19 protein-coding genes and 1 other annotated feature are annotated in these 16,918 nt (G+C 49.5%); of the genes, 1 reads left to right on the forward strand and 18 read right to left on the reverse strand.

The features are described 5' to 3' along the window. Window positions 1-1,634: SafA/ExsA family spore coat assembly protein (safA, locus tag ADU24_RS14260; protein ID WP_053367265.1), on the reverse strand; the 1,634-nt coding region annotated here is incomplete at its 3' end. Between the two features lie 180 nt (window positions 1,635-1,814). Here safA and ADU24_RS14265 point away from each other — a divergent pair. Continuing rightward, the gene (locus tag ADU24_RS14265) at window positions 1,815-2,357 is read left to right on the forward strand and encodes a transcription repressor NadR (protein ID WP_053367266.1); all 543 of its coding nucleotides are present in this window, start codon (window positions 1,815-1,817) and stop codon (window positions 2,355-2,357) included. A gap of 366 nt (window positions 2,358-2,723) precedes the next feature. Here ADU24_RS14265 and ADU24_RS14270 read toward each other — a convergent pair whose 3' ends face one another. The 17 genes from ADU24_RS14270 to ADU24_RS14350 form a co-directional block, all read right to left on the reverse strand. Continuing rightward, complete coding sequence (locus tag ADU24_RS14270) at window positions 2,724-3,179, reverse strand: ACT domain-containing protein (RefSeq protein WP_053367267.1); 456 nt, start codon at window positions 3,177-3,179, stop codon at window positions 2,724-2,726. A gap of 24 nt (window positions 3,180-3,203) precedes the next feature. Next, window positions 3,204-4,496 carry a GTPase ObgE gene (obgE, locus tag ADU24_RS14275; protein ID WP_053367268.1) on the reverse strand — a complete coding sequence of 431 codons (1,293 nt, stop codon included), beginning with the start codon at window positions 4,494-4,496 and terminating at the stop codon, window positions 3,204-3,206. A gap of 45 nt (window positions 4,497-4,541) precedes the next feature. Next, a complete protein-coding gene (locus ADU24_RS14280) occupies window positions 4,542-5,075 on the reverse strand; it encodes a Spo0B C-terminal domain-containing protein (protein ID WP_053367269.1) in 534 nt (177 codons plus the stop codon). 248 nt (window positions 5,076-5,323) lie between these two features. Further along, complete coding sequence (gene rpmA / locus ADU24_RS14285; RefSeq protein WP_053367270.1) at window positions 5,324-5,617, reverse strand: 50S ribosomal protein L27; 294 nt, start codon at window positions 5,615-5,617, stop codon at window positions 5,324-5,326. Further along, a complete protein-coding gene (locus ADU24_RS14290) occupies window positions 5,618-5,959 on the reverse strand; it encodes a ribosomal-processing cysteine protease Prp (RefSeq protein WP_053367271.1) in 342 nt (113 codons plus the stop codon). A gap of 11 nt (window positions 5,960-5,970) precedes the next feature. Then, on the reverse strand, window positions 5,971-6,279 hold the full coding sequence (gene rplU / locus ADU24_RS14295) for a 50S ribosomal protein L21 (RefSeq protein WP_053367272.1): 309 nt from the start codon (window positions 6,277-6,279) through the stop codon (window positions 5,971-5,973). A gap of 14 nt (window positions 6,280-6,293) precedes the next feature. After that, window positions 6,294-6,373 (reverse strand) — a sequence feature (ribosomal protein L21 leader region). Between the two features lie 49 nt (window positions 6,374-6,422). Then, on the reverse strand, window positions 6,423-7,925 hold the full coding sequence (locus ADU24_RS14300; protein ID WP_231689620.1) for an Rne/Rng family ribonuclease: 1,503 nt from the start codon (window positions 7,923-7,925) through the stop codon (window positions 6,423-6,425). A gap of 63 nt (window positions 7,926-7,988) precedes the next feature. Beyond that, window positions 7,989-8,858 (reverse strand): M50 family metallopeptidase, encoded by an 870-nt coding sequence (locus ADU24_RS14305; protein WP_053367273.1) that lies wholly within the window; start codon window positions 8,856-8,858, stop codon window positions 7,989-7,991. Next, on the reverse strand, window positions 8,851-9,615 hold the full coding sequence (locus ADU24_RS14310; protein ID WP_053367274.1) for a M23 family metallopeptidase: 765 nt from the start codon (window positions 9,613-9,615) through the stop codon (window positions 8,851-8,853). The genes ADU24_RS14305 and ADU24_RS14310 overlap by 8 nt, the downstream gene beginning before the upstream one ends. Window positions 9,616-9,984: 369 nt before the next feature. Further along, the gene (gene minD, locus ADU24_RS14315) at window positions 9,985-10,791 is read right to left on the reverse strand and encodes a septum site-determining protein MinD (protein WP_053367275.1); all 807 of its coding nucleotides are present in this window, start codon (window positions 10,789-10,791) and stop codon (window positions 9,985-9,987) included. A 1-nt stretch (window position 10,792) separates the two neighbouring features. Continuing rightward, window positions 10,793-11,473 carry a septum site-determining protein MinC gene (gene minC, locus ADU24_RS14320; protein WP_053367276.1) on the reverse strand — a complete coding sequence of 227 codons (681 nt, stop codon included), beginning with the start codon at window positions 11,471-11,473 and terminating at the stop codon, window positions 10,793-10,795. Between the two features lie 112 nt (window positions 11,474-11,585). Beyond that, the gene (gene mreD / locus ADU24_RS14325) at window positions 11,586-12,104 is read right to left on the reverse strand and encodes a rod shape-determining protein MreD (protein WP_053367277.1); all 519 of its coding nucleotides are present in this window, start codon (window positions 12,102-12,104) and stop codon (window positions 11,586-11,588) included. Then, complete coding sequence (gene mreC, locus ADU24_RS14330) at window positions 12,101-12,982, reverse strand: rod shape-determining protein MreC (protein ID WP_053367278.1); 882 nt, start codon at window positions 12,980-12,982, stop codon at window positions 12,101-12,103. The genes mreD and mreC overlap by 4 nt, the downstream gene beginning before the upstream one ends. Before the next feature lie 26 nt (window positions 12,983-13,008). Next, window positions 13,009-14,031 carry a rod shape-determining protein gene (locus tag ADU24_RS14335; RefSeq protein ID WP_053367279.1) on the reverse strand — a complete coding sequence of 341 codons (1,023 nt, stop codon included), beginning with the start codon at window positions 14,029-14,031 and terminating at the stop codon, window positions 13,009-13,011. 161 nt (window positions 14,032-14,192) lie between these two features. Continuing rightward, on the reverse strand, window positions 14,193-14,864 hold the full coding sequence (radC, locus tag ADU24_RS14340; RefSeq protein ID WP_053368944.1) for a RadC family protein: 672 nt from the start codon (window positions 14,862-14,864) through the stop codon (window positions 14,193-14,195). A 137-nt stretch (window positions 14,865-15,001) separates the two neighbouring features. Then, window positions 15,002-15,574 carry a Maf family protein gene (locus ADU24_RS14345; RefSeq protein ID WP_053367280.1) on the reverse strand — a complete coding sequence of 191 codons (573 nt, stop codon included), beginning with the start codon at window positions 15,572-15,574 and terminating at the stop codon, window positions 15,002-15,004. A gap of 249 nt (window positions 15,575-15,823) precedes the next feature. Beyond that, window positions 15,824-16,912, reverse strand: coding sequence for an SPOR domain-containing protein (locus ADU24_RS14350; RefSeq protein WP_053367281.1), 1,089 nt, complete (start codon window positions 16,910-16,912; stop codon window positions 15,824-15,826). Window positions 16,913-16,918 lie beyond the last annotated feature (6 nt).

The raw sequence follows: 16,918 nt of genomic DNA on the forward strand, positions 1-16,918 counted from the left end.
TGTTCTCCGGACATCGGCTGCATGCCGCCTACCGGGAATTGCTGGCCGTATGGCATCTGACCGCCCATCGGGACCTGCTCGCCGGACATTGGCTGGGTGCCGCCTACAGGGAATTGTTGGCCATATGGCATCTGCCCGCCATAAGGCGTCTGCTGGTATGGATTTCCGCTATAGCCGATTGGGGATTCATCCTCCATGAAGCCCGCCCCCGGCAATTGCTGTGTATATGGAAGTTGCTGGCCCATTGAAGGCGCGAACTGCTGACCCATTACAGGCTGCCCCATATATGTTGGCATTTGCTGCCCATACGCCGGCTGAACCATTTCAGCGGGATTTTGCTGCATATATAACGGCTGGCCCGCTGACGTCGAATCAACATATCCAGGCTGCCCGGCATAAGTCATTCCAGCAACCCCATCGGGATTTCCATGTCCGTACTGCCCCGGATACCCGGCATACTGGCCATACGGCTGCTGGCCGTGTCCCATCTGATACAGCAAAGGCACGGAGGAAGATGAGGATGAAGAAGATTCGGCCTCATAATGGTGCGTATACATCGTACCTACTCCCGCTGCCATTGGCGGTTCATTTGCCATCATGAGCGGCTGGGCCCCATACATCGCGCCGTGAACGACAGGCTGCGGATAACACGGATCTGCCTGGTACATTACCCCTTCTACCTGTGGAACAGGATAACATGGATCATGCATCGCCCCCTGGACAATAGGATAAGGAGCGCAGGCAGCTTCTGGTAAAATTGCTTCAGGGAACGGTGGACATGGCACAGGGCATGGGTAACAAACGCCAGGCATCACCGGGGTCACTGGGAAGCAATATTCCTCATACATAATTGGCTGCTCCTCGCAAACGGGCATTACTGGTGCGGGAGCAGGTGCTGGCGGTGGAGTCTTGATCGGCATATTGGCCATTGGCGGTATGGGAATTTCCTTTTTCAGCGGTGGCACGGGTGCTTCTTTTAAAGGAAGGACCGGCTGCTCCTTTACAGCCTGTATAGGTACTTCCTTTTTGGGAGGAAGCGGAACTTCCTTTTTCAGCTGTATTGGCACTTCCTTTTTAAGCGGGACTTCTTTTAGCGGCATTTCCTTTTTGATTGGCATTTCCATTTTGATTGGCATTTCCTTTTTGATTGGCACTTCTTTTTTAATCGGTACTTCCTTCATCGGCATTTCCTTTTTAATCGGTACTTCTTTTTTAATCGGAACCTCTTTTTTCGGCGCGGAAATGTTTATTAGATAGTTTTCGATGTCTACTTCCTGGATGGTCTGCTGGGGCATTTTCGGGGTATAGGGAGCGACTGGAGATTCCATGGCGATCGGCTGTGCCGGTACCGGAACATCGGGCGACTCCTCCGGCTGCGGCGCTTTCATGTTGGCGAACGGGTGCTCAGCAATAGGCACTTCCTTTTTTGCCCCAAATTTGATTGCCGCTCCTCCCGGGGAAGATTCTTTCTTTACTGTGCCTCCCCCGGACGGAACTTTTATTTTCATACCGGGCATAATCATATCAGGATTGCTGAGCTGTGAATTTAGTTTCTTCAGCTCTTCAAAATTCACGCCGTACTTCTTGGCGATCTTCCAAAGAGTATCCCCTTTCTGTACGATATGGATCTTCACTCTGATTTCCCTCCTATGGCATAAGTCCATATAGTGTATGTCGGTCTGGGCAAAATGCTAACAATCTACATAAAAAGTTATGCCATTTGCCCATCGATTATGAGTCCAGGATGCTGATGAGCTGTTTCGGGCCGCCCTGTGAATATGCTAAAATAATGGGGAGCGAAAGGAGTGGTACATATGGGAGAGGGTAAGAAACTTCCCGGGGAGGAACGGAGGCACATGCTTCTTTCCCTTTTAAAAAATAGCAACGGGCCAATTACCGGAGGCGAGCTGGCATCAACCGCCAAGGTCAGCAGGCAGATTATCGTCGGTGACATAACACTATTGAAGGCAAAAAACGAACCAATTATCGCGACAAGCCAGGGCTATCTATATCTAAGGCAATCGTCGCTCTCCCCGGTTTTTGAAAAAACGGTACCTTGCCAGCATCCACCAGGCAAGACGGAGGAAGAGCTGTTGCTGATTGTCGATGAGGGAGTAACCGTGAAGGATGTAAGGATAGAACATCCCGTCTACGGGGACCTCACAGCTTCCATCATGGTCTCGAACCGCCAGGAGGTAAAGCAATTTATTGAAAAAATCCGGAAAACAAAAGCGTCATTTTTGTCCGAACTGACAGGCGGGTATCATCTTCACACCCTGTCGGCGCCGTCCGAGCAGGCGCTTGAAAAGGCGGAAGCCGCCCTGCAAAAAGCCGGATTCCTGTTTGAAATCGGCTAACCTTTATAAAATCCCCACTGCCGCGCATGGGGATTTTTGTTATGATCTTCAATAAGTTTTTTATAAATGGATGTGCCCGCCTAATCTGGACACCGAAGTTGAGGAAACCCCTTTGCTGTCCGAATCCCAACCTCTTTTGGACACCGAAGTTGAGGAAACCCCATTTGTTGTCCAAATCCCCGCCTCTTTTGGACACCGAAGCTGAGGAAACCCCATTACCTGTCCAAATCCCTGCTTCATTTACACCCGAAGTTACTAAAAATCACTTTACTGTCCCAACTCGGGTAGCGTCTCGCCCGTGGATTCCCCCTAAACAACAAAAAAGACGCCACAGCAATTTGCCTGGCGCCTTCCTGTAACAGGAGATTAAACCCCCGTTCCAACGACTTCTACTTTTTCAACATAATCAAGGCTTCGTATTTTTTCGAGAAGCTGTTCAATTTCTCCCTTGATTTGCGAGATGTTCAGCGAGATGGTAATATTCGCCCTTCCTTGGAGCGGAATCGCCTGATGGATCGTCAAAACGTTGCAGCCCGCTTCCGCCACAAGTGTAAGAAGGCGTGAGAGAGCTCCAGACCGGTCCTCAAGGTAGACGAACAGGGTAATTAGCCTGTCCTTGACAACAGATGAGAAGGGAAAGACCGTATCACGGTATTTGTAATACGCGCTCCGGCTCAAATCCACAGCCGCAGCCGCTTCGCCGACGGAATCTGCCCTTCCCCTGTCCAGCAGTTCCTTTGCTTCCAACGTCTTCTTCATCACATCCGGCAGGACATCTTCCCTGACCAAATAAAATTTTTTATCAAAACGGTTGGATTTCATTGTGCCACCTCTTCAGCTGGAACATTACTCAACAAATTCAAATTCAAACTCAAGCAGCCTGACTGTATCGCCGTCCCGCGCGCCTCTTTCTCGCAAGGCATTGTCTACGCCCATGCCACGGAGCTGCCTGGCAAACCTACGGACCGACTCCTCGCGGGAGAAATCTGTCATTTTGAAGAGACGTTCTACGCTGTCGCCGGAAATGACATACGCGCCATCCGGGTCCCTCGTAATTCTAAACTCCTGCTCTTCCTTCTCGTGCTTATAGACAACCCTGTTGACACTCGTATCCTCAAGCGCTTCTTCATAAAGAGGGAATTCAGGGGTTTCCGCAATTTTATCCGCAATCGCGAACAACAAATCACGCAAGCCTTGCCTTGTAATAGTCGAAATAGGGAAAACCGGGAAGTCCTCCTTTAATTGCTCCTTGAAGCTCTTCAGGTTTTCTTCCGCATCCGGCATATCCATTTTATTGGCAACGATGATTTGCGGCCGTTCTGTCAGCCTCAAATTATATTGCTTCAGTTCTTCGTTAATTTTCTGATAATCCTCAAACGGATCGCGCCCCTCTGTTGCCGCCATATCAATGACATGGACAATGACGCGTGTCCTTTCAATATGCCTTAAGAACTGATGGCCAAGCCCAACTCCCTGATGGGCCCCTTCAATCAGTCCGGGAAGGTCCGCCATGACAAAGCTTCGGCCATCTTCCGTTTCTACCACCCCAAGGTTAGGGACGATTGTTGTAAAATGGTACTCAGCGATTTTCGGCTTCGCGGATGAAACGACCGATAGGAGCGTCGATTTCCCGACACTCGGGAAGCCAACCAGCCCGACATCGGCAAGAAGCTTCAATTCAAGAATTACGTTCCGTTCCTGGCCTGGCTCCCCTTTTTCGGAAAGCTCCGGCGCCGGATTGGCAGGGGTAGCGAACCGGGAATTCCCCCGTCCGCCGCGACCGCCCCTCGCGATTACGGCCGTCTGGCCATGCTCGACAAGGTCGGCGATGACTGCATTCGTTTCTTCATCGTAAACAACTGTGCCCGGAGGAACTTTTACAATCATGTCCTTCGCATTTTTTCCATGCTGGTTCTTGGACATCCCATGTTCCCCGCGCGGCGCTTTAAAATGGCGCTGATAGCGGAAGTCCATCAATGTGCTTAGGCCTTCCTCGACCTGGAAAATGACATTAGCACCGGAGCCGCCATCACCACCGGCAGGCCCGCCCATCGGAACATATTTTTCACGGCGGAAAGCAACCATACCGTCGCCCCCGTCCCCGCCTTTCACATATACTTTCACCTGATCAACAAACATCTCTATTCCTCCCGTCCTGCTGCAAATCCTTCAAATTCCCTTCCGCTAGCGAAACGGCATGAACACTTCTATGGAAAGCTCCGTATCGGAAAAACTTCTAACTGAAACGGGCGCTTCCACGGAAAGCTCCAAAAACTCTTTCAGCAGCGCAGTTTCCGTTATTATTCCGCTAAAATCGAAAAAGAAACGAATTCCATCAGCCAACTGTTCAATACAGAGCGAGAGGCTGTTTTCCTGGAATGCATCCAATGAACGGTCCAATACCGCAAAAAACGCGGCTGTCCATTTTGTGATTACACTATCATTAACAGGCTTCGTTTCCGTTTCGTGAAGCACTTCATAGTCAAGGTGAAAATGGTGCTTTTCCCAATTCGCGGTCAGCAAAAGCGCTGCGAACAAGGGCATTTTCATATTCGAAAGTTTTGATTCATTCTGTGTTTCAATAATAATCTGGTCAACAATGGCTTTGGCGCGGTCTACCCGGTTCAAATCAAGATTCCCTTTTATAAGCTGAAGGCGATTAAGCCAATCGTGGCGGGAATGCCTGAGGACTCCGACAACATCCCAATTTTTCTCCATATACTACTCCTTGTACCCGTTGCTGTTTGCCCATAGTATAACAAAAAAAGAATTCCGCGTATGCAAATAAGGCCTATTACGGAACATCGTGCTATGTAACCCGATTTCCTTGTTTAAAAAGGTTAAGTTTAAAGGATATTTTTTTAAACCGCGTTGATTGTAGCGGAAATCAACCGCCTTTTAAATGAATCAGGAAAAAAAGAAAACTCCAACCGTGAAGGCTAGAGTTTCCCAATAATCTTTTAAACTTAAGCTTCTTGAGCTGCTGGATAAACACTTACTTTTTTGCGGTCGCGGCCCATGCGTTCGAACTTCACAACGCCGTCAACTTTTGCAAAAAGAGTGTCGTCTCCACCGCGGCCTACGTTTTCACCTGGATAGATCTTAGTACCACGCTGGCGGTACAGGATTGATCCACCTGTAACGAACTGGCCATCCGCACGCTTTGCGCCAAGGCGCTTAGAGATGGAGTCACGGCCGTTCTTTGTAGAACCTACTCCCTTTTTGGAAGCAAACAATTGAAGATCCAATTTCAATAACATTTATTCCACCTCCTGGTTTTTGAAGGTAATCCTTATGTGCTTTCCGTACTCTTCCTCAATCGTCCTCAATGAGACAACCATTCCTTCAAGAAGGATTTGAATCGTCTCCTGCTCCTGCGCAGGAATGTTTTCCGGTAGCGCGCAGCGGAGCAGCCCGTCCCCATGTTCCAGCTCCGGGACGATCCCGGTCAGTTCATGAATCGCATTAATTGCGCCAACGGATACAGCGGATACGCCAGCACAGACGATATCCTTGCCCCTGTTCGCGAAAAACGCGTGGCCGGAAATGGAAAACGACTGGATTAAGCCGGAGTCATTTCGGTAGATTGCTGCATCAATCATCCAATCACGCCTTACGCGTTGATTTTGTCGATGACAACTTTAGTGTACGGTTGGCGATGACCTTGCTTCTTACGATAGTTTTTCTTCGCCTTGTACTTGAAAACAATGATTTTCTTCGCACGGCCCTGCTTTTCAACAGTAGCTGTTACAGAAGCGCCTTCAACAACCGGGCTTCCAACTTTAACGTTTTCTCCGCCTACGAAAAGAACTTTGTCAAAAGTAACTGTTTCGCCTGCTTCCGCGTTAAGCTTCTCGATGTAGATGGCTTGGCCTTCTTCTACACGGATTTGCTTACCGCCAGTTTCGATAATTGCGTACATGAACTTGCACCTCCTCATAGTCTAAGACTCGCCAACCCAGGCGTTTTGCATAAAGCAAAAGCTTAAGACCTGTTCTGAGCGGTTGTAGCACGGGTGCGCTACAAACATAACATGAAAATACTATCATAATTAGGTGGATAGTGTCAATACGTATTGTCGGCTTTCTTCCGAAGTTCATCCTCGGCTCCAAACTGCCTGATTGTGTAAAAATGGACAGGGGAATTTACAGGCACAATCAGTATTTTAAAACCGAGCGATTCCTCAAGCCGTCTCAGATGAACTTTTCTGTCCCCTTCGAAAACAGCCTTGACTTCTGGGGTCGTTTCCACGAGCACCGCTTGGTCAAGTGCTCCCCTGTGCTCCCAAAGCTCCCTTTCAAGCCTGAACGCTTCCGTTTCCGGGCTCGAAATCCGGCCTGTTCCTTCGCAGGAAGGGCATTTGACGGTCAGTGTCCCAGAAAGTGATGGGCCCAGCCGTTTTCTCGTAATCTGAAGGATGCCGAGTGAAGTGAATCCGGCAATCTTCGTCCTCCGCCCGTCTTTCCGCAATTCAGACTCCATTTTCGCGGCAACCCGCGCCCGGTCCTCCTCTGATTTCATGTCAATAAAGTCAACAAGGATGACCCCCGCCAGGTCCCTGAGCCTGATTTGCCGCGCGACTTCCCCGGCCGCAAGCAGGTTCGTTTTTAAAACTGTGTCCTCAAGGCTGCTTTTCCCGGAAAACTTGCCGGTGTTAACGTCGATCGCGGTCAGTGTTTCTGTTTCCTCCACTATTAAATACGCGCCATTTTGCAGCCAGACGACCCTTTTCAGGAGTTTGCCGATTTCCTGGTCGGCACCATGAAGCGCAAAAATATTTTCCTTGCCGGAGTAGTAGCTGAACGATGGGCCGCCATCCTTCCTTGGCGTCCTTTTTTTCAATTCGCTTAAAAGTGCGGTGTCATCTACAAGAATGTCCCCTCCGGACATTTTTTCAATGAACGGAACAAGCTGTTCCACGAACGGATCCCTTTCAGCCACTGGCCCAGGCTTTTTTAAAGAGGCGGCTTTTTGGAAAAGCTCCTCAGCGGCCCTTCGCAATTCACCCACTTCTTCAAGTAGTTCCGAATCCATTGCTTCCCCCGCCGATGTCCGGAAGAGAATTCCCTCCGCACCCATTTTTATTTCCGCACCCAACATACGCAGTTCTTCCCGCCTTGCCGGGTCGGCGATTTTTTTTGAAACGGCCAAATAATTTCCTGAAGGCATGTACACAAGATGGGTGCCAGGCACCTCAATAATTCCCGTTACCTTCGCGCCTTTTGTTCCTGCTTCGTCTTTTTCGACTTGGACGAGGAGGCGTTCTCCTTGCCGTACGAAGGCGGATATACTTTTCTTCTCTTTGTCCGTCGCCTCCGACTGGGTGTATTCTGACAGTGCGTTCCGGTGAAGATACGCATTTTTTCCGGTTCCGATATCGACAAAGGCCGCATTCATGCCGGGCAGGATTTTTGTAACGATGCCGAAAAAGATGCTTCCGGCAAGCGATTGTCCCCCTGCCCTCGCGATTTCGAGCTGCTCAATTTTACCATTATGAATGAACGCGGCCCGCTTTTCCCTGGCGCCGCTATTAATAATCAGTTTGTCCACACGTATTCCCCGCTTCACAATTTCCTTTCCCCATTATAGACGCAAAAAAAGGCGTTCGCCAGCAAACCGCGGAACGCCTCTTCAGTATGCGAAAAACAGGTCGCCAATCTTCCCTCCTGTCTTTTTTTCAGAAAAAAAGACATGGAGAACTTCATTTTCATCAAGAATGCCTTTGTCGCCGCCATCCCCTCCGACGACAATCGAATGCTTACAGCCTCGCCGGAACTTCGAAAGAACCTGGAGGATGCCTTCTGTCTCCTTAACCTTGATTGGCAGAATCGCCTTAAGGCCGGAACCGGTTTTTCCGTAATACCGCTCAAGCAGGAACCGGATGAAGACATAATGGCGCTGCTTCCATTCAAGGTAAAGGGAAAAATAAAGGAAACCGGCCACGAGCCATATATTCAGGTGCAGTGGAGCGGTCAGAAGGGTTCCTATTGAGAATATGGCAAGGCAGAGAGCCGAGCATACAAGCGTCCATTGGTGCGCCTCCGGAAACGGCCTCCATGTGGAGAGGAGGAGAAAGAGGAGCTTCCCGCCGTCAAGCGGCCATACCGGGAAAAGGTTAAACACCAGGATCATCAGATTGTATTTTAAGAATAAGTCATATGTGTGCCCGGGAATGAGCCCATAAGCGTTCAGCACATATGCCGCGGCCATCATCCAAATATGCTGGGCTGGCCCGGCGAGGATGACCATCGCCTCTTCCCTGAGTGGCCTGTTTCCGTGCTCATCCATCTCGGCCACGCCGCCAAACGGAAGGAGCGAGATCCTTTTTATCCGCCACGAGAAACGCCATGCCGCAACAGCGTGCCCCATCTCATGGATGAAAATAATGACAAGAAGCAGGCAAAGCTCCAGGAAATGCGCCGTAAACGCCGCCGTAGCAGCCGCGAGCCAGAGGAGGGGATGGATATGGATGAGCTTCAGGAGCGAAACGGCTTTATTCAAAGCGAATCACCTGGATGGGATCGATAAAATCCCCGCCTTTTTTGATGGCAAAATAAAACTCGCCCTTCAGTTCATCCGTGCCCGCGCCGACTGTACCGATCACTTTCTTTTTATCAATATAATCGTAAAGCCCAACCTCAATTGCATCAAGGTTCCCATACCACGACTCGGTTTTGTCGGCATGCTGGATGACGACGGTTTTTCCAATCCCTTCCTTAACCCCCGCGAAGGTGACAAACCCTTCGTTGATTGCCTCGATAGGCGCGTCCTTTTCCGTCTCAATCATGATGCCTTGGCCATTTTTTTCAAAATTCTCAAGGATTTTGCCCAAAGCGGGCACGGAAAAGTCGGCATGCGGCTCATTCTTTTCTTTAGCTTCAGGAAGAAGGGCGAGCGGCTTGCCGAATTTGTCCTCATACCACTTGCTTGCCGCGGCGAATTGAAAGTCTTGGTTGAACCCTTTCACAACCAAATTTTTTATTGGCTCAAGGGCGGGCGACTGGCTCCGGAAAGCAATCGCAATCGCGAGGAAGAGGACAGCCGAGCTCAGCAGCTTAAAAAAGAACACTTCTTTACGGAAAAGTGGATGCCCTTCATCGCCCGGCCCAACTTCGAAGGAAACGAGTCCATCCATTCCGTATTTATCATCATCTACAAGCCAGGCGGCCGGTTTGCTTCCAGTTGTTTTCCGGTTGTGCAGGCCCCTTTCTTTTTTTCGCTTGGCAATCCGTTTCCGGATTTCCTCCCTGTTTGACATGTACCCCACCAGCCCTTTTATCCCTTTTTGTACAAGTCTATGAAGGAGTTGTCCGGTGTATGACAGGCTGTCGGCTGTCACTCGTGCTGCTTAAGGTGACAACGAAACGGGTTATGGGGATGTTTGGACAGCAATGTGATTTTTCAGGGATACGTGTCCAAAGATGCCCGATGTTTGGACAGCAAATGAAGTTTCCGCGACTTCGGTGTGCAAATGGGGCGGCGCATTCATTTATATAAAATAATTTAAACAATATAATTCAAATTTCCGGATTTTATCTTTTACTGTCACGATCAGCTTTTCCCCTGCAAAATCAATAAACCCATCCGGCACCAGGCGGGATGGGTTTATCTCTCTTAATCTACTATTCTACGAACGGACTCCAAAGAATTTTTTAATCTTTGACAGCACGCCTTTGTTTTCTTCCTCAAGCTGCTGGAGCGGGATGGACTCGCCCAGAATCCTCCTCGCGATGTTGCGGTAGGCAATCGATGCCTTGCTGTTTGGGTTCATTGCAATCGGTTCGCCGTAATGGGAAGCCTTGATGACTTCATCGTCGTCGGCGACGATTCCGAGCAATTCAATCGATAAATGCTCGGTAATTTCATCAACGTCGAGCGTTTCGCCGTTGCGCATCATATGCGGGCGAATTCGGTTGATGATCAGCCTTGGTGGTTCGATATTTTCTTCTTTTTCGAGAAGGCCGATAATCCTGTCGGCATCCCGAACAGCGGACTTTTCCGGAGTTGTGACGACGATGGCCTTGTCCGCGCCGGCAATCGCGTTTTTGTATCCGTGTTCAATTCCGGCCGGGCAATCGATGATAATATAGTCGAAATCCTGCTTTAATTTTTCGACAAGATCCTTCACTTGCTCAGGTGTGACTGCTGTTTTGTCTTCCGTCTGAGCGGCAGGAAGCAAATACAAAAGCCCGTCGAATCGTTTATCCTTTACAAGGGCCTGGTGCATTTTGCAGCGCCCGGCAGCCACATCAACAAGGTCGTAAATGATCCTGTTTTCAAGTCCCATGACAACGTCGAGATTCCGGAGGCCGATATCCGTATCAACCAGGCATACCTTTTTCCCCAGCAGCGCCAGGGCGGTACCTAAATTAGCAGAAGTCGTTGTTTTGCCGACGCCGCCCTTCCCGGATGTGATTACCATTGCTTCTCCCACGTTAACGCCCTCCTTCAAATCTGGTCAATCCAGGCCGAATGCCCGATAGGGACTGCAGCCTGTCAAAAACAATCTCATTCATTTCATTTATGTATGCGCATTCCATCTCACGCTGGCTTTCGTTTCCAAGGGTTTCCGGAATAGTCGTCAAATACTGGCTAATCCGCAGCTGTGAAGGCTTCATCGCTGAAGCAGCAATCACCGCATCCCGGTTGCCATAGCATCCCGCATGGGCAATTCCCTTCAAGATGCCCATGATGAAAATGTTCCCGCCGGCCATTACCATACCGCCCGGGTTCACGTCCCCAATCAGGAGCAAATCGCCTGGCACCTCAAGCACCTGGCCGGACCGAATCATTCTTGAAACCATCGTTACGGATTCCGCTTGCCTCCGCTCCTCGGCTTCTTCCTTTGTAAGGACATTCGAATCGACCGAATCCACAACCAGGTTTTTCTTTTGGCTAATAAGCGCGACAAGTTCGTCCTTTTGCACCGCCGTCAAGTAGCGGTTGCCGGTGTTCACTCTCACATGCAGCAGGGTTGATTCCCCGTTCCTCGGCTGCTGTGTCGAAAGTTTGTCGACAAGTTCCCGCTTCAAGTCTTCATAGGAACAAAGATCATCAAGAAACAGCGTTATGCCGTCCTTTGTCCCTTTAATCATTACGTTTTGTACTTTGTTCATGGCCGTACTTCACCTCAATTGTAAAAACACGCAGATGGGCCTTTCGCCTGAAGGCCAGGCCCAATGCGGGCGGCCTTCCATTACTCATTCGACATCCCCTGCCAAAATTCCTCTAAGAAAGAATCTCCTGCTCGGCCAATTTTTCAAAGTATCGCTTGAGCGGGTAAAAAGCGGCAGCGATAAAGATGAGATTCAGGCACAAGGTCGGCAGAAGCCTCGTATCCGTAAATTCCTTCATGCTAATATCGGTTATATGGATGAAGCTGTTCATTTTATAGATTACCAGTTCCAGAAAAGCGATACCGGCCAACATGACGATTGTGACGATAAGCGCGTTCGCCTGGAGAACTTTCATGACCCTCATAACCAGGTAGATTGTAAGGGGGAAAAGGAATAAATAAATCCCGATGATTTCCGTATAAACAATATCAAAGAGCAGCCCGAAAGCGAACCCGTACAGGATGGCGTATTTTTGCGAGCCATACAGGGCAAGAAGCAGCAGGACGGCAATCAGGAATCTTGGCACGAGAATCCATTTTCCATAAAAGAACTCCGATGGCAGGAGCTGGACAAAGATGCTTTCAACGGTAAAAAAAACGAACAACAAAAGAGGAAGGAAGAAACGGTTCACAATTCTTCCTCCTTATCGTCCACCATATCCGCTTTATTCGGTTCGGTCATCAGCCTTTTAACGACGATCACATCGCTAATGTCATAGAAGTTTGCACCCGGTTTCACAAGCGCAATCTGGTTCAGCCCGTATTGGTCAGGCTCCACTTCGACGACTTTCCCGACGAGAAGGCCGGCCGGGAATACGCCGCCAAGGCCTGATGTGATGACAGTCTGCCCTTTTTCCACTTTTGCCTCATAGGGGATTTTTTTGACCTTCAGCAGTTTTTTCTCTTCGTCATACCCTTCGACAAAGCCGTAAACTTCCGATTTTCCTTGTGTGACAACGGATATCCTGTTCTTTGGATCCATCKCACTCAGAAGTTGGACTGTCGAGGTAAAATCGTTGGCGCTTTTAATTTTTCCAATCAGGCCTTCGGCGGTAATGACAGCCATGTTCTTGCCGATTTTGTCCGAAGTGCCTTTATTGATGATGATAATTTCATTCCAGCGGTCCGGATTGCGGCCAATGACCGCCGCGTGGATTGTCTCGGAATCCCGGAGTGACTCTTTTTTCCCAAGGATCTTGCGAAGTTCCTCGTTTTCCTTCTTCAGCTTGTACACTTCGGATTCAAGACGGACCATATCAACCACGCGCGATTTAAGCTCTTTATTTTCGTTGTATGTATCTTGAAGGTCGCCGACATTTTCAAAGAAACCAGCCACATACTGGACCGGCCTCGAGATAAGCGACTGAACCCAGCCGGTGCTGTCTTTCACAAATTGCTCCGGCCAGGACAGTTTTTCGCGCTCCCTTAAAGAAAATCCAATCAATGCTACCAGGATGATGATACTTACAAGCAAAATAATGAGGCGTTTATTCAAAAAAAGCTGGGGCATGATACGACACCTCTATCTACAAACATTTAGCGGGAATCCCTCGGCTTGTTTTTAAAGAGATTAATATGGTCAAGCGCCTTCCCTGTCCCAATTGCGACACAGTCAAGCGGATTTTCCGCTATGAGGACTGGCATATTCGTTTCCTCGCCAATCACCTTATCGAGATTCCTTAGAAGCGCGCCTCCTCCGGTCAGGACGATTCCTCGGTCCATGATATCGGCGGCAAGCTCCGGCGGGGTCTTTTCAAGTGTATTTTTCACGGCATCCACAATCGCATAAACAGTATCATGCAATGCTGTGGCAATTTCCCCAGGCGTGATTTCAATCGTTTTCGGCAGGCCGGTAAGAAGGTCGCGGCCGCGGATTTCCATATTCTCAATGCCCTCAGGTTCACCGGCGGAACCGATTTCCACCTTGATGCTTTCGGCAGTCCGGTCCCCGATCATTAGGTTATACGTCTTCCGGATGTACTGGATGATCGCCTCGTCCATTTCGTCACCGGCAATCCGGATTGACTGGCTCGTCACGATGCCGCCAAGCGAAATGATCGCCACTTCAGTCGTTCCGCCTCCGATATCGACGACCATGCTCCCGGTCGGTTCCCAGACAGGAAGGTTCGCACCGATTGCCGCTGCGAACGGTTCCTCGATCGGAAAGGCGTCCCTTGCGCCGGCCTGCTTCGTCGCATCAATGACCGCGCGCTGCTCGACAGCCGTAATTCCCGAAGGAACACATACCATGATGTACGGCTTTCCACCCCATGGGCTCTTATTTTTCATCGCCATTTTTATGTAATGCTTCATCATCGTCGCAGTTGTTTCGTAATCAGCGATAACGCCATCTTTCATCGGCCTAAGGGCGACAATGTTCCCCGGCGTCCTCCCGATCATATTTTTCGCGTCATTCCCGACAGCGACAATATGCTTTGTATCCATTTGCATGGCAACAACAGACGGTTCCCTAAGAACGATGCCCTTGCCTTTTACATAAATCAGTGTGTTGGCAGTCCCCAAATCAATGCCAAGATCTCTTGTCCCAATTCCAAACATGCGTGTATCTCCCTTTCCCGTGCAAAAATGCAGTCAATTTCAAGCCGATTCATTTTATAAAAATTTGCAAGTAATTATCGTTGTTCAATCAATTTTTGTAAGGCTATGCCCGCAAAAATCATAAACAATATTATATCGTAACGTCAAACAAAAATATAGTGTTACAAATACCCTTTTTCCTTTAGGCTCACGAATTTATTCTCGCCGATGATGAGATGGTCGAGCAAATCGATGCCAATAATCTTGCCGCATTCGGACAGCCTCTTTGTCACCTCTATGTCTTCCCGGCTCGGCGTCGGGTCTCCTGAGGGATGGTTATGAAGGCAGATGATGGAGGCGGCTGAACGCCGGAACGCTTCCTTGAACACCTCACGGGGATGCACGATCGATGCATTCAGGCTGCCGATGAAAATCGTTTGTTTGTGGAGGACCTGGTTTTTCGTGTTGAGATAGAGGCAAACGAAATGCTCCTGGCTCAGGAAACGCATTTCATTCATCACATAATTCGCGCCGTCCTCCGGCGACCGGATGACATAACGGTCGTTGTTCGCCAGGTTGGCGACACGGCTTCCAAGCTCTAGGGCAGCCATTAGCAAAATGGCTTTCGCGGTCCCGATTCCTTTTATTGCGGTAATTTCCTCTAACGATGCGGCTTTTAAAAGCCTCAACCCTTCAAAATGGGACAAAAGGCGGTTGGAGAGCTGAAGGACTGACTCCTCCTTTGTTCCGGTCCGGAGCAAAAGCGCAATCAGTTCATGATTGGAAAGGCTCGCCGGCCCGCCTGCGATAAAGCGTTCCCGCGGCCTTTCTTCCTGGGGGTAATCTCGAATCATCAATGAATTCGCTGTCAAATTTATTTCCTCCCTGTGGTGTAGGGAGCATGGGAGCGGGAAAAAGCCGATAACGGAAAAGCCCTTGTCACAAGGAAAACTTTTCCCTCCCAATTCACGCTATCATGAAACGAATCTGTTTAATAAGGAAGCGAAAAACCAGCCTCTCTCAGCTCACGGACGGTGCGTGATACAGGTAGGCCCATGACAGCGAAATAATCGCCATCAATCCTTTTGACAAGCATGCTGCCAAGCCCCTGAATCCCATAGGCGCCCGCCTTGTCGAAAGGTTCCCCGCTATCTGCGTAGTACTCGATTTCCCTGTCCGACAGCTCCCAAAATTGGACTTCTGTCTTTTCGTAAAAACGGGCCATTCCGCCAGGGCTTGCAATCGCAACCCCGGTATACACCTCGTGCGTCCTGCCTGATAACTGCATCAGCATCCCGATGGCCTCCTCGCGGCCGGATGGCTTGCCCAAAATCGCGCCATCGCAGACGACAATAGTATCGGAGCCGATGACAAAATCATCTGGATGCTCGTCAAAAACAGCCTTTGCCTTCCGCTCGGCAAGGCCCATGACGATTTCATCGGGGGACGTACCCGGTTCAAAGCTTTCGTCGACATCTGAGCTGTAAATTTCGAATTTCAGTTGGAGATTTTCCAGAAGTTCTTTTCTTCGTGGAGATGAAGAGGCTAAAATGAGGTTCGGCATGCAATCACCTTTCTTTTTGTTCGGTTTGGGGAGATACAGATTTATCGTATCAAACTTCCGCCCGCCAAACAATTTCTAATGGTTAAAGTGGCGAAACTTTTTGCTTCTTATGCATCCCTTGTCATTTTGAAGCGAATAGTGGCGGATTTGGGCAACACAAAAACGCCTTGGCAAAACAACCAGGCGTTTTTGGCACTCGATGATTTTGATTCGCATTTCCTGTTCGGTTTTTCCTAGAGGAACTCGTTTTTAAAACGCTTGATACCCTGCGAGGAAATTCAGGAGGTGCGATTGGGCAGCGATGGCATTTTGCCGGTTGCCCGCTTTTTCATACGTTTCAAGATTTTGGGCAGCATCCGTCAGTTCGCTGAATAAGGCTTTTATGTCCGGGTTCGCAAGCTTCCCGGCATCAATTGCAGCCAGTTCTTTAATTAGGGCTGCCGTTCCACCGGCCGTTTTTCCTTCCATTGCCAAGCCGGCTGAAGAGCTTATTTTTCCGAAAAGTTCCGGCGCAATGGCCAGGAATTGTTTTTCCACTGAAGTTACCTTATCTTTTTGGCGCGGCGACAATGTGATTTCCTTTGCATAAATGGCGATTCCTTCCTCCGTTAGCAGCGCACCAAATCCTTTCGCGCTTTCGATGCTTCCCGCAACTCCGGCAAGAAGCATCCCCTGCCCATCCTTATCTAGCACGGCCGCCGGAATCCCTTTTTCCTCAAGGTTTTTCTTTGCGACTTCGGCCGATTCCTTTGAGGAGTAAATCCCTTCCTGGACGACATACGCCGAAAGAGGGGACAGTTGAATTGTTGAAGCTGACGGTTTTGTTTCCCCGGACGGCTTGGTTGCCTCCCCTTCCGGCTGGAGGGCTGTTGCGACTTCTTTGTCGATAAAGACAAGCTTCCACATGCCCGCTCCAAGGCCTACGCCGACAATGATGGCGAACACAATCGTAAAAACGGCCGGCTTGATTGGAAAACCGTTTTTCCGTTTCGCCCCGGCGGATTGCTTCGGATAAATGGATGCTGTGGTGGACGCTTCGTTTATTATGAACTTCCCCTGCTCAACGGGTTCTTCTTCGGGAAGGATCCAATCAAAAGCTTCATCACCCGCATCAAGGGCGGCGGCAGCTTCTTCATGGGGCAGCTCGTCCTCCACGTCTTTGAAGTCATTCATCGGAGGCCTGTCCATTTCATATATGTCCGTTTCTGTTTTGTCATTTTCGTAATTGGCCAATTCGGCCTTTTCCAAGCCCCGCTTGTCCAATTCCGGCTTATCGACCACTGGCTTAGATTCATTATTTAATTTAATCTTGATCGTATTGTTTTTCCGCTTGTCCACAATCAG

Source organism: Bacillus sp. FJAT-27245 (genome assembly GCF_001273955.1).
Classification (GTDB): domain Bacteria; phylum Bacillota; class Bacilli; order Bacillales; family Cytobacillaceae; genus Bacillus_D.

What these genes read in the sequence shown, in the direction of transcription:
- ADU24_RS14335 (WP_053367279.1), bottom strand. Translation starts at nt 14,031, where the DNA reads ATGTTTGGAATTGGGACAAGAGATCTTGGCATTGATTTGGGGACTGCC.
- obgE (WP_053367268.1), bottom strand. Translation starts at nt 4,496, where the DNA reads ATGTTTGTTGATCAGGTGAAAGTATATGTGAAAGGCGGGGACGGGGGC.
- radC (WP_053368944.1), bottom strand. Translation starts at nt 14,864, where the DNA reads ATGATTCGAGATTACCCCCAGGAAGAAAGGCCGCGGGAACGCTTTATC.
- minC (WP_053367276.1), bottom strand. Translation starts at nt 11,473, where the DNA reads ATGAACAAAGTACAAAACGTAATGATTAAAGGGACAAAGGACGGCATA.
- ADU24_RS14290 (WP_053367271.1), bottom strand. Translation starts at nt 5,959, where the DNA reads ATGATTGATGCAGCAATCTACCGAAATGACTCCGGCTTAATCCAGTCG.
- ADU24_RS14345 (WP_053367280.1), bottom strand. Translation starts at nt 15,574, where the DNA reads ATGCCGAACCTCATTTTAGCCTCTTCATCTCCACGAAGAAAAGAACTT.
- ADU24_RS14280 (WP_053367269.1), bottom strand. Translation starts at nt 5,075, where the DNA reads ATGGAGAAAAATTGGGATGTTGTCGGAGTCCTCAGGCATTCCCGCCAC.
- rplU (WP_053367272.1), bottom strand. Translation starts at nt 6,279, where the DNA reads ATGTACGCAATTATCGAAACTGGCGGTAAGCAAATCCGTGTAGAAGAA.
- rpmA (WP_053367270.1), bottom strand. Translation starts at nt 5,617, where the DNA reads ATGTTATTGAAATTGGATCTTCAATTGTTTGCTTCCAAAAAGGGAGTA.
- ADU24_RS14265 (WP_053367266.1), top strand. Translation starts at nt 1,815, where the DNA reads ATGGGAGAGGGTAAGAAACTTCCCGGGGAGGAACGGAGGCACATGCTT.
- ADU24_RS14310 (WP_053367274.1), bottom strand. Translation starts at nt 9,615, where the DNA reads ATGTCAAACAGGGAGGAAATCCGGAAACGGATTGCCAAGCGAAAAAAA.
- ADU24_RS14270 (WP_053367267.1), bottom strand. Translation starts at nt 3,179, where the DNA reads ATGAAATCCAACCGTTTTGATAAAAAATTTTATTTGGTCAGGGAAGAT.